This is a genomic window from Protofrankia coriariae (assembly GCF_001017755.1).
In the GTDB taxonomy this organism is placed as follows: domain Bacteria; phylum Actinomycetota; class Actinomycetes; order Frankiales; family Frankiaceae; genus Protofrankia; species Protofrankia coriariae.
Window position 1 is genome coordinate 27,331 of record NZ_JWIO01000063.1, and the last position, 11,752, is coordinate 39,082.

Here is an 11,752-nt window from a genome sequence, read left to right on the forward strand (position 1 = left end):
GCTGTGGTGTTTGGGGCGCTCACTCACCCAGGAGCCCCTGATCGACGACACCGTCGAGGTCGGCGAAGAACCGGTCGGAGTCGAGTGGCGCCTCGTGCGCGAACATCGCGAGCACCTGTGCCGCCGGGACGAAGGTCCGGCGTCGGAGCGGGACCAGTTCCGCGATGTCCGTGGCATGTCTCGGGAAAAGGCCAGCAGCCGGCAGCCCGGCTGTCATCCCACCCTCCTCCGGTCGGCCCACACGCATGGTCATGGTCAGTTTAATACCATGATCACAGTCGTTCCGCGACCATGATCGCGGTCGGTTTGAAGTCATGGTCACGGTCGTTCCGCGAACATGGTCACGGTCGTTTCGCGGGCATGACCGCGACGGGTCTGACGTTCCGGCGTTTCCGGGGCGGCCCTGTCACGGCGGAGCCGGGTGGGCCGGAGCGCTCCGGCCCAAGCTGGCGGTCCCCGAGGCCGAAGGATGTGAGTCCAGTGCTGTCCAGCAGCACTAAAACTCACATCCTTCGATGTCCGCCGACCCGATTTGGCGAAAGCGGCAGACGGCTTCTAACGCTGGGTGCCGCCGGGGTCGGGTGGGGTGGTGCGGGGGCCGGGGTGGTGGCGGCCGGTGATGATCCAGGTGCCGGCGACTGTCAGGAGGGCGAACAGCAGGAGGCCGGCGCCGAGGAGGGCGAGGAGGAGCGCGCGGTCGCGCAGGGGCAGGGCGCCGGTGAGGGTGATCTGGAGTGAGCCGACAGCGAACGCGATGGCCGCGGTGAAGACGGTGACGAGTTCGACGGCGCGGATGGCGGAGGTCTGGAGAGTCCGGCGGAGGTCCCGGTTGGCGGTGTCCTGGTCACGCCAGCGGGTCTGCTGGTCGCTGGTCCAGGCGGCGCGGTCGAGCCCTTCCTGGATCATCGCCCGCTCCCGTAGGTACTGCCCCTGGAGCAGTTCGTGGCTGATCCTGGCGCCGATCGCGGGCAGGAGCCGCAGCGCGGTGTCGATGGTGGCCAGCGCGTCGGTGTAGTCGCCGCACATGCGCTGTCCGCTGGCGAGGCGGAACCGGAAGAGGTGGTCGTCGGGGTACTCCGCGACGGCCTCGGCGGCGTGCCGGCGCAGCTGTTCGCCCTGGCCGGGGAACGGCGGGGCGGCCCACAGGGCGTTGAGGCAGACGTCGACGACGGCGCGGGAGCGCGGCGCCGTGCTCCAGGCGGTGTCGAGGAGCTCGAGCGCGTGACTGGTGGTGATGGTGCGGCTGCCGAAGGCGGCGAACGCGCGTAGACCCGTGAACAGCGGGTCGTCGCGGTGCTGGCCGGCGGCGACGGCGAGCAGGGAGGATTCGAGGAACTGGTGGAGTTCGTCGAACCAGAAGTTCGCGCGCAGCTTGCCGGCATGGTAAAGCGTGGCGAAGTAGCAGATGTCGGTGGAGCCCTGGAAGGTCTCGACGATCCGGCCGGTGGCGAGGGTGAGGTCGTGGCGGGACTCGACGGTGTCCTTGGTGATGAAGGCGTAGCCCAGCGACCACTTCTCGATGATGTCCGGGCGGACGGGCGGGTCGGTGTGGTCGTGTAGCCAGCGGGCGCAGCGGGCCGCGACCTCGACGGTGGGCTGGTGGAGCAGCCGGCGGCGCCAGTACCGGTCAGCGCAGATCAGCCAGGGGTCGGTGACGAAGTCCGCCGACGGGATGCGGAAGGGGGGTTCGACGTCCGCGTCGATCAGTTCGGCGGCGACCTCCTCGCAGACCCGGTCCAGCTCGCGGGAGTCGGCTGAGGCCACCCGGCCGAGTCGCGTGTTGATCGATGCGACGTCCATGTGCCCCCTCCGCTGGATCTTATCGGCATATCTATCACACGAATTCGACTCGGACTGATACACATTGCGAACATGTGGGTGGATGTGGTCACCGCGGTACACGCCGAATACGCCGGATACCTGCCGGCGGCGTGGGACTCGCTGCACCGCCAGCGCCATCCCCACTGGACGTGGCGGGTCCAGGTCGACGGGCCTCCCGGGGAGGTTCTCGACGCGCTGGCCGCCTGCGGAGCGGCGGACGACGGCCGGGTCCGGATTGCCGCGCACGGCACCGATGAAGGCCCCGCGGTCACTCGCAACATCGCCCTCGGCTCGTGCACCGCGCCGCTGGTGCAGAACCTCGACGCCGATGACGAGCTCGAACCCGGCGCGCTCGCAGCCCTCAGCGGCGCGCTCGCCACCCACACCCACGCCGGCTACGCGGTCGGCCACGCCCGCGACCTGCACGCTGACGGGACCCTGCGCACCGCGCCGCTGGCCGTGCCCGCCGGACCGCTGGCACGCGGAGCGCTCGCCGTCGCCTGGGCGTCCGCCTTACCCGACCGCACGCTGCCACCCGTACATCCGGCAGGGGTGATGTGGCGGCGGAACCTGCTTCTCGCCGTCGGGGGGTGGGCCGCGCTGCGCGGCGTCGAGGACACCGCGACCCTCATCGCCGGCTCCGCGCTCGCCACCGGCATTCTGCTCGACGTCCCAACGTTGCGCTACCGCCGCCACGACGCCCAGCGTTCCCGCCGGAACAGCAACTTTTCGGGGGGGGGTCTCAGTATTTGCTTATTTGGCAGCGCGCCTCCCTGCTCGCGGCCGGACCTCCCTGGGAAGATTGGGACTGAGGGTTTCACCCCGACGTCCGGGTTCACCACCAGCTTCGGTCCGCGCCACGCGCACCGCCCCCCGTCCTCGTCCATCCCGGGTCAATCCGGGCTGAGATCGACGAATTTACCGTCGGCGGCCAAACCGCCACAGTGACACCCGCGCGCCGTGCTGGGAATCGGGTGCCTTTGCCGCGAGGAGCACCTTCCGCTGCTTTCGGACCGTCGGAGGTGCGAGGACGCCCACGTGCCGAGATGCTGAGGTGCACGGCCCGGTCGGCCGGTTGGGCTGGTCGGCCGGTTGGCTGGTCGGCCGGTTGGCGGACGATCGCGGCCGCTGACGGCGGTGAGGATGCGCGGTCTGGAGGGGGCCATGCCCAGGAGCCGACGTGCGCGCGGTGACGGGCGTACCCCTCGGCCATCCGACGGCGCCGACGGAGCCGGCGGAGCCGTCGACGTCCGTGGCGCCGGCGGTGCCGCCGCGGACCGGATACGGCGGCTGTTCGGGCGGATGGCGACGGCTGTTCGGCGTGTTCGGGCGCGGCTGCGGGGCAGCGCGGCGGAGGATCTGGCATCCAGGCTGCGTCAGGGTGATCTGATCAACGGCGCGATGAATCTCGCCGCGCTCATTCTGATGATGTTCTTTCCGTTCATCATCGCGCTGGCCGCGTTGTCACCGCTGCGCTCCGGGGGCGCGGCAGAAGTGATCATCAGGCGGATGGGTCTGAGTCAGGAGGCCGCGCAGGCCGTCGAACGGCTTTTCGCACCACAGGACGGGACGGTCCGCAACGGCTGGTCGATACTGGGCGCGCTCTGGCTGATTCTCGGCGGCCTGAGCCTGGCCACGACCGTGCAGTCCGTCTATGTCAGGGTTTTCGGGCTTCGGCCGCTCGGGCTTCGCGGTGTCCCGGCCCAGGTCGGCTGGCTCTGCGGGCTCATTGTCTTTCTCGCCGGCACCACCGCCGCCGGGGCGCTGCTCACCGGCACCATTCCCGGTCAGATCGGCTACGGCCTGCTCAACACCGCGGGGCTGTTGTTCTTTGTCTGGGCCGGTGTCAGAGTGCTCACTCTCGGCCGGCTCGGGTGGCGCGAGGCCTGGCCGGCCGCCGCGTTCACGACGGTCGGCCTGACCGGTCTGGGCGTGGTGGGCAGGCTGACCTTTTCCTCGTCCATCGTCGCGAACGAGCGGAACTACGGGAGCATCGGCGTCGTTTTCACGATTCTTTCCTGGCTGATCGGTTTTGGTGTTGTCCTCACCGGAGGGGCGATCGTCGGAATGTGGCACAACGAGACGCGGAAACCGGCCACCCGCATCATGAAGAGAAAACGTGCCAAACGGGATTCCGGCCGCGGCGGCCGGAACCAGAATCGGGAGTCCTGACGTGACCAGGTGCCAGGGCGGGCGTGTCGACCGATGACCCGCCGGACTGCCGGGAACCAGGGCCCCGGCGCCAGGGCAGGAGGAGCCGTCGTGGCGGGCCGGGCCGTTCTCCCCACGCTGGCGGCGGCGCAGTTCCTCATGACCCTGGACAGCTCGGTCATGAACGTGTCGATCGCCACCGTGGCCGCGGACGTCGGCACCACGGTGACCGGCATCCAGACCGCCATCACCTTCTACACCCTGGTGATGGCCGCATTCATGATCACCGGAGGCAGGCTGGGGCAGATCCTCGGGCATCGGCGCGTGTTCACCCTCGGCTGCGTCGTCTACGGCTGCGGGTCGCTGACGACCTCCGTCGCAGGGAACCTCGCCGTCCTCATGTTCGGCTGGTCGTTCCTCGAAGGGGTCGGCGCCGCGCTGATCATGCCCGCGGTCGTCGCCCTCGTCGCGTCGAACTTCCCGCCCGGGCAACGGCCGCGCGCCTACGGGCTGGTCGCCGCCGCCGGCGCGATCGCGGTCGCGGCGGGCCCGCTTGTCGGTGGTCTGTTCACCACCTATCTGTCCTGGCGCTGGGTTTTCGCGGGCGAGGTCCTCGTGGTGGGCGTCATCCTGTGGCTGACCCGGGGGATTGCGGCTACGCCCCCGACGACAGCGCCTCCGACGACGACGGCGGCGGCGGGCGGGCGTCTCGATCTCGTGGGCGCCGCGCTGTCCGCGACCGGCCTGGCTCTCATCGTGTACGGCGTCCTGCGGTCGGGGAGCTGGGGCCTGGTCCGGCCGGCGCCCGGCGCGCCCGTCTGGCTGGGGCTCTCACCCGTGATCTGGCTGATCCTCGCCGGCGGGAGCATCCTGCGGCTCTTCGTCTGGTGGCAGGAACGCCGGCTCGCCCGACGTGCTGCCGTGCTGCTCGACCCGGTGCTGCTGCGCGATCGGACGCTACGGGCCGGGCTCACGTCGTTCTTCTTCCAGTACCTGCTCCAGGCAGGCCTCTTCTTCGTGGTGCCGCTGTATCTGTCGGTGGCGCTCGGGCTTTCGGCGGTCGCGACCGGTGTCCGTCTGCTGCCGTTGTCCATCGCCCTGCTGGTGGCCGCCGTCGGTATTCCCAGAGTCTTCCCACGTGCCTCGCCCCGGCGCGTTGTCCGGAGCGGTTTCCTCGCCTTGTTCACCGGTATAACGATCATGATTGCCGCGCTCGACGTCGGCGCCGGGCCGGAGATCGTGACATGGCCGATGCTGCTCGCGGGCCTCGGGGTGGGCGCGCTCGCGTCGCAGCTCGGCAGCGTCACCGTGTCCGCGGTCGCCGACGAGCGCAGCGGCGAGGTCGGCGGGGTGCAGAACACGGTGACGAACCTGGGCGCCTCGATCGGCACCGCGGCGGCCGGCGCGGTGCTCGTCTCCGTGCTGACCACGTCGTTCCTCACCGGCGTCCAGCAGGACCCCGCCGTGCCGGCAGACCTGGCCACGCATGCCGAGGTGCACCTGTCCGAAGGCATCCCCTTCCTGTCCGACCAGGACCTGAAGACCCGCCTCGACGAGGCCGGCGTCCCGCCGGACACCGCCGAGGCGATCACCACCGACAACGCGGGCGCCCGCATCGACGGCCTGCGCGCCTCCCTGTCGCTACTCGCCGTCATCGCCCTGGCCGCCCTGTTCCTCACCCACCGCATCCCGTCCCGACAACCAGCCCCGACACCAACACCGGTCGGAACGTGAGAAAAGGAGATCACGACAACGAGGGGCAACTGGCTGCTGTAGCAGCCACTTACGTACTCGTTCCGGGCTCGGGCGGTTGTTGGTGGATGATCGGTTTGCGTTGTGTGGTTCCTGGCCTGGCCTGGCCTGGCCTGTGGTCGGGGGCGGGTGACGGGAATGACCTGGAGCAGATGCTCGAGGCCGGTGAAGCCACCTGGGTTGACTGTGTACCGGAGCGCCCAGAGTTGTTGCGGAAGGTGTCCGTCAGCATGCTCCCGGTAGGTGAGACGGGCCTTCGTCAGGGGAGAAGGCATGGCGGTCGTGCTCCGGCTGGTGGCTTTCGGCGCCGCTGTCTCCGGCGTGACAAGCCCGCCGGATCCGTAGTTCGGATGCCTCCGGATCCGGCGCTCGCCCTCCTCCAGATCCGGCACTTACTCCCCTCCAGATCCGGCATTCACCCCCCTCCAAATCCGTAGCTCACGCCCCTCCAAATCCGTAGCTCGGGTAGAGTCTCGGCCGTGAGCACGCGGTTGCGCGGCCTGGTGCCGCGGCGGCTGGCGCCCATCGTCGCGAGCCGGATGCTCGAGGAGTCCGTGGTCCTTCTTCAGGGCCCCCGGTCGGTGGGCAAGTCGACCCTGCTCAGAAACCTCGCCGGTGAGGTCGGCGCGGAGTTGGTCGACCTGGACGACGTGGCCATACGCGACGCGGTGGCCCGGGACCCGGGCACGTTCGTCGCGGGCCCACGACCGGTCTGTATCGACGAGTACCAGCACGTCCCGCTTGTCCTCGACGCGATCAAGGCTGAACTCAACCGTGACGGCAGACCCAGTCGCTTCGTTCTGACGGGCTCGGCCCGCCACGAGGCGTTGCCCCGGGCTGCCCAGGCGCTCACTGGCCGTCTGCACCGGCTGCCGGTCTATCCGCTGTCGCAGGGTGAGCTCCGGGGGGTTCACGAGCACCTGTTGGAGGACCTGTTCGCCGACCCGGCCGCCGCCGTGGCCGCGGCCCGGCCGTCGGTGACCAGCGGTGAGGAGTACATCGACAGCGTCACGGCGGGCGGGTTCCCGTCGGTGCTCGCGCGGGCCTCGCTCGCGTCGCGGAGTCGCTGGCTTGACGACTACGTCCGGCTCAGCCTCGAACGCGACGTGAGGGAGCTTGTCAGGATCCGCCAGGCGGCTTCGTTGCCGGTCCTGTTCGAGCGGCTGGCGGGCCAGACCGCGCAGGTACTCAACATCGCTCGGGCCGCGTCGAGCGTCCGTCTCGACGAGAGGACCGCGTACAGCTATCTACGGCTGCTCGAGGCGGTGTTCCTGCTTTACCGTCTCCCGGCGTGGGGGAACACGCTTACCACACGGTCCACGGCGTCACCGAAAGTCCATGTTCTGGACTCCGGGGTAGCGGCTCGGCTGCTGCGGCTGACACCGCGGAAACTGGCCGCCCGTAACCCGACCACGCTCACCGAGTTCGGACATCTCCTGGAGACGTTTGTCGTCACCGAGCTGCTCAAACAGGCATCCTGGACGGACTGGGTCAGCGGGGCCGGCCACTGGCGCACCCGTGACGGCGACGAAGTCGACCTTGTTGTCGAACGTGATGACGGGATGCTGGTGGCGTTCGAGGTCAAGGCTGCCGGTCGGGTACCGGGTGAGGATCTCGTCCCGCTCCGCAAACTCCGCGAAGCCACCGGCGACGCCTTCGTGGCCGGTGTCGTGTTCTACCTGGGAACACGCTCGTACACGTTCGAGGACCGCCTGCACATCCTGCCCGTCGACACGCTCTGGGCCCCGTAGGCGACCGGGGCCGTGGAGCCGCCTCCGCTGACTGACGGTCCGTCCGGTCAGGTCGCTGGTTGCCAGGCCGAGAGAAGGTCGGACGGGTCCTGCACGAGATTCGCCCTGGCCGGATCCAGCGGTGACGGTGAAGAACAGGTAGGGGGCGCCGGCCTGATCGCGGAACTTCTGCACGAGGCGTGACTTGCCTACCTGGCGGCGGCCTCGGATGGCGAGCGCCGTCCCGGAACGCGAGGTGGTGACCCCATCCAGCCGTTTCCGCAGGAGAGCGAGCTTGGCCGCTCGTCCGACAAAGCCCGTCGTCACACCTGAACCGCATCTATGTAGATGTCATCTACATAGATGCGTACTACCGAAGGGCGCGGCCGGGCATCTGGAGTCATCACGGAGGGTGTCCGGCCGCGGGTTCCCGGTGGGCGGGAAGGTTCTTCGCCGAGAAAACGGATCTCCGTGTACGAGTCCGCATGCCGTCGCGTTGGTGGCTGCCAAGATGGCGACTGCGCTGTAGTCGCATGACGAGAAAGGCTCCTACACCGGTGCGGTTCGATGCCGCCGTCGCGGTACGCCTACAGGCGTATGTGGCCACACATCCAGGTCTTTCCCTGTCATCAGCGGCGAACCGGCTGGTGGACGAGGGGCTGCGGACGACGGAACATCCCGGCATCACCTTCCGGAGTTTTCTGGCTCGTCCGTCCCCGCTCCTCTGCCGGCGCGCTCCGTGGCTGGGACGGACGACGCCCGCCCGCGTGGGCGGATCTTTCCGCGGGACGGCGCCCGGCCTGCGGGCCAGTCGAGGAACTCGGCGCCTATGTGCGGCAGATCACCGCTGATGACGGAGAGGAACCAGGGCATGCCATACCTGGGGGTCGTGCCATACCTGGAGATCGACGGCCTGGTTCGTCGGAAACTGCCGCGTCCCGGGCAGGATGGAACGGTGACCAGAGGCCCTGAGCTGATCGGCGGGGTGGAGCACCGCGTCATCCAGGTCGTCGACTACGACCCGGCATGGCCTGTGCGGTTCCAGGCGGAACGAGGCCGGATAGAAGCGGCGCTCGGCTCGCGGGCCCGGCGCGTCGCGCACATCGGCTCCACGTCCGTCCCGGGTCTTGCCGCCAAACCGATCGTNCGATCTTCACCAGCGACAACCCCCGGTCGGAGGATCCGGAATTGATCATCGCGCAGATGTGTACCGGCGTGGGGACGCTGCCGCCCAGCGCCCGTGGCCGTGTCATGGTGGAGCCGGACCGGGCCGCGGCGATCCGCCTCGCGGTGGGCTTCGCCCAGCCGGGAGACGCGGTCGTGCTGGCCGGCAAGGGACACGAGACCGGTCAGGAGCAGGCCGGCGTGGTGACGCCCTTCGACGACCGTGACGTGTTGCGGGCGGAGCTGGCCGGATGGCGTCCCGTGTCGCGTCAGCACCCGGCGTGAGGGGCGTCCAACGGTGATGACGCTGACCCTGCGCGAGGTCGCTGTGGCCTGTGGCGGCCGACTGGACGCCGTGGCTGATCCTGACGCCGCCGTGACCAGCGTCGTCATCGACTCGCGCCAGGTCACCGCCGGCGCGCTGTTCGTCGCGGTGGCCGGGGAGCGGGTCGACGGCCACGAGTTCGCCGCCGTGGCGGCGGGCGCCGGCGCGGCCGCGGTGCTCGCGGCTCGGCCGGTGGGCGTGCCCGCGGTGGTGGTCGCCGATCCGGTCGCCGCGCTGGCCGCGCTCGCCGCCGAGGTGCGCACCCGGTCGTCGGCGACGGTGGTCGCGGTGACCGGTTCGGCGGGCAAGACCACCACCAAGGACCTGCTCGCCGACCTGCTCGGCGAGCTCGGGCCGACCGTCGCCNCCGTCGCCGCCATCGGCTCGTTCAACAACGAGATCGGCCTGCCGCTGACCGTCACGCGCATCGAGCCGGCCACCAGGTTCGCCGTACTGGAGATGGGCGCCCGTGGGCCCGGCCACGTCGCCGCCCTGTGCGAGCTGGCCCGTCCGCGGATCGGGGTCGTGCTCAACGTCGGTTCGGCGCATCTCGGCCAGTACGCCGACGGGCGGGCCGGTATCGTGCGGGCCAAGGGCGAACTGGCCGAGGCCGCCTCCGACGCCGTCGTCCTCAACGCCGACGACCCGCTGGTCGCCGGGATGGCCGCCCGCGCCCGCGGCGAGGTGATCACCTTCGGTGAGGGGGAGCGGGCGGACGTGCGGGCGCACGACGTGCGGGTCGGCGACGACGGCCGTGCCCGCTTCGACCTGGTGGCCGCCGGTGAGCGGCACCCGGTCGCGCTCACTCTCGTCGGCGAGCACCAGGTCGGCAGCGCGCTGGCCGCCGCCGCGGTCGCGATCCGCCTCGGCCTGCCGCCCGCGCGAGCGGCCGAGGCGCTGTCGCGGGCCCGGGCGCGCAGCCGCTGGCGGATGGAGGTGGCGGTGACCGACACCGGCGTCACCGTCATCAACGACGCCTACAACGCCAACCCCGAGTCCATGCGGGCCGCGTTGAAGACCCTGGTCGACCTCAGCCAGGGCCGGCGGGCCTGGGCGGTTCTCGGCGGCATGGAGGAACTCGGCGCGAGCGCCGACGACGAGCACGACGCCATCGGCCGGCTCGTCGTCCGCCTCGGGGTGGAGCAGTTGGTGGCAATCGGCGAGCGGGCGCGCCGGATACACCTCGGGGCATCGCTGGAAGGGTCCTGGTCGGGGGAGTCGGTGTGGGTCGCCGACGTCGAGCAGGCGTGCACACTGCTGCGGGAACAGCTGCTACCGGGCGATGTGGTACTGGTCAAGGCATCCCGCGCATTCGGGTTGGAGCGGGTCGCGAGCGAGTTGACGTCGGGTGCTGTGTCCCTGGGTGCCACACCTCTGGATGCCGCGCCCGGCGAGTGGGGTGCGCACGGGTGAGAGGTGTACTGGTCGCCGCGATGGTGGCCCTTGTGGTGTCGCTGCTGGGGACACCATCGGTGATCCGGCTGTTCCGCCGGCAGGGCTACGGTCAGGAGATCCGTGAGGACGGGCCGTCCAGCCACCTCACCAAGCGGGGCACGCCCACCATGGGTGGGACGGTCATCATCCTTGCGACGCTGGCCGGGTACTTCATCGCGCACGTCGTCACGATGAAGGGCTTCACCGCGTCCGGGCTGCTCGTCCTGATGGTCATGACCGGTCTTGGTGTGGTCGGCTTCCTCGACGACTACATCAAGATCCGTAAGCAGCGCAGCCTCGGGCTCACCGCCCGCACCAAGTTCGCCGGGCAGGCTGCGGTGGCGTTGGCGTTCGGGCTGCTGGCCGTCCGGTTCAAGAACGCCGAAGGGCTGTTGCCGGGGTCGACGTTCGTCTCGATCGTCCGGGACACCGACATCTCGATCGGCCTGGTCGGCTTCCCGCTACTGGCCTGGATCATCATCGCGGCGACGTCGAACGCGGTGAACCTCACCGACGGGCTGGACGGGCTGGCCGCCGGCACCTCGGCGATGGTGTTCGGCGCCTATGTGGTGATCTCCTTCTGGCAGTTCGGCAACCTGTGCGGGCCGGGCGCCAGCGGCCCGGGGTGCTATCTCGTCCGGGACCCGCTCGACGTCGCGCTGGTGGCGGCGGCGGCCATGGGCGCCTGTTTCGGTTTCCTGTGGTGGAACGCCAGCCCCGCGAAGATATTCATGGGCGACACCGGTTCTCTGGCTCTCGGCGGCGCGTTCGCGAGCATCGCCATCGTCAGCCGGACGGAGCTGCTGCTGTTCGTTCTCGGCGGGCTGTTCGTCGTCGAGACGCTGTCGGTGATCCTGCAGGTGGCCTTCTTCAAGGCCACCCGGAAGCGGGTCTTCAACATGGCGCCGATCCATCATCACTTCGAGCTGGCGGAGTGGCCCGAGACCACGGTCATCATCCGCTTCTGGATCGTCTCCGGTCTGGCCGTGGCGTTCGGACTCGGCCTGTTCTACGCGGAGTTCCTCTCCCACGGCGGCTCCTGACCGCTCCGACAGCGCTTTCTGGCAGTCCTCATGGCGGTTGCTGACAGTTCCCACAGTGGTTTCTGGCGGTCACCAGGCGGTGCCTGCCAGCTCCGCGGTGGGCTCTTGGCAGTTCCGTCTCGCGGTGGCCTCCTGCCGGCTCCACGGCGGTTCAGGCGGGCGTTTCCGGGATGGCCTCCCGAGGCGTGTTCCGGCCGGCATACCCCCGGCATAGCCGAGGCATACCCGAGGCGGTGTTCCGGCTGGATGCCCGGGGCTGGAAGAACAGGCGTCCTTGGGAAGGCACGACCCACTCAGGGACAACCTGAGGTCGGGGACAGCCTGAGGTCGGA

10 protein-coding genes are annotated in these 11,752 nt (G+C 69.8%); 8 read left to right on the plus strand and 2 right to left on the minus strand.

Annotated features, from left to right (window positions below):
- Nucleotides 1-19 precede the first annotated feature (19 nt).
- Both FrCorBMG51_RS22900 and FrCorBMG51_RS22905 read right to left on the minus strand, forming a co-directional pair.
- The gene (locus FrCorBMG51_RS22900) at nucleotides 20-217 is read right to left on the minus strand and encodes a hypothetical protein (protein ID WP_235433839.1); all 198 of its coding nucleotides are present in this window, start codon (nucleotides 215-217) and stop codon (nucleotides 20-22) included.
- A gap of 338 nt (nucleotides 218-555) precedes the next feature.
- Entirely contained in the window at nucleotides 556-1,800 is a 1,245-nt protein-coding gene (locus FrCorBMG51_RS22905; protein WP_047225081.1) for a hypothetical protein, read from the minus strand.
- A 72-nt stretch (nucleotides 1,801-1,872) separates the two neighbouring features.
- Between FrCorBMG51_RS22905 and FrCorBMG51_RS22910 the strand changes: the two genes are divergently transcribed.
- From FrCorBMG51_RS22910 to mraY, 8 genes are all read left to right on the plus strand, one after another.
- Nucleotides 1,873-2,769, plus strand: coding sequence for a glycosyltransferase (locus FrCorBMG51_RS22910; RefSeq protein ID WP_235433840.1), 897 nt, complete (start codon nucleotides 1,873-1,875; stop codon nucleotides 2,767-2,769).
- A 216-nt stretch (nucleotides 2,770-2,985) separates the two neighbouring features.
- On the plus strand, nucleotides 2,986-3,993 hold the full coding sequence (locus FrCorBMG51_RS22915; RefSeq protein ID WP_047225092.1) for a YihY/virulence factor BrkB family protein: 1,008 nt from the start codon (nucleotides 2,986-2,988) through the stop codon (nucleotides 3,991-3,993).
- A 90-nt stretch (nucleotides 3,994-4,083) separates the two neighbouring features.
- Nucleotides 4,084-5,706 carry an MFS transporter gene (locus tag FrCorBMG51_RS22920; protein ID WP_235433841.1) on the plus strand — a complete coding sequence of 541 codons (1,623 nt, stop codon included), beginning with the start codon at nucleotides 4,084-4,086 and terminating at the stop codon, nucleotides 5,704-5,706.
- Between the two features lie 497 nt (nucleotides 5,707-6,203).
- A complete protein-coding gene (locus tag FrCorBMG51_RS22925) occupies nucleotides 6,204-7,475 on the plus strand; it encodes an ATP-binding protein (protein ID WP_086055637.1) in 1,272 nt (423 codons plus the stop codon).
- 850 nt (nucleotides 7,476-8,325) lie between these two features.
- Nucleotides 8,326-8,646 (plus strand): GrpB family protein, encoded by a 321-nt coding sequence (locus FrCorBMG51_RS22930; RefSeq protein WP_235433842.1) that lies wholly within the window; start codon nucleotides 8,326-8,328, stop codon nucleotides 8,644-8,646.
- Nucleotides 8,643-8,903: a hypothetical protein gene (locus FrCorBMG51_RS22935; protein WP_047225083.1), complete on the plus strand. Its 261-nt coding sequence runs from the start codon at nucleotides 8,643-8,645 to the stop codon at nucleotides 8,901-8,903. The genes FrCorBMG51_RS22930 and FrCorBMG51_RS22935 overlap by 4 nt, the downstream gene beginning before the upstream one ends.
- A 13-nt stretch (nucleotides 8,904-8,916) precedes the next feature.
- A complete protein-coding gene (locus FrCorBMG51_RS22940; RefSeq protein WP_047225084.1) occupies nucleotides 8,917-10,356 on the plus strand; it encodes a UDP-N-acetylmuramoyl-tripeptide--D-alanyl-D-alanine ligase in 1,440 nt (479 codons plus the stop codon).
- The gene (gene mraY, locus FrCorBMG51_RS22945) at nucleotides 10,353-11,420 is read left to right on the plus strand and encodes a phospho-N-acetylmuramoyl-pentapeptide-transferase (protein WP_047225085.1); all 1,068 of its coding nucleotides are present in this window, start codon (nucleotides 10,353-10,355) and stop codon (nucleotides 11,418-11,420) included. Before FrCorBMG51_RS22940 ends, mraY begins: the two co-directional genes overlap by 4 nt.
- The last annotated feature ends 332 nt before the right edge of the window (nucleotides 11,421-11,752 follow it).

Bases quoted from the DNA above. Each gene is read 5' to 3' on its own strand.
- FrCorBMG51_RS22900 (WP_235433839.1), bottom strand. From the start codon at position 217: ATGACAGCCGGGCTGCCGGCTGCTGGCCTTTTCCCGAGACATGCCACG.
- FrCorBMG51_RS22905 (WP_047225081.1), bottom strand. From the start codon at position 1,800: ATGGACGTCGCATCGATCAACACGCGACTCGGCCGGGTGGCCTCAGCC.
- FrCorBMG51_RS22910 (WP_235433840.1), top strand. From the start codon at position 1,873: ATGTGGGTGGATGTGGTCACCGCGGTACACGCCGAATACGCCGGATAC.
- FrCorBMG51_RS22915 (WP_047225092.1), top strand. From the start codon at position 2,986: ATGCCCAGGAGCCGACGTGCGCGCGGTGACGGGCGTACCCCTCGGCCA.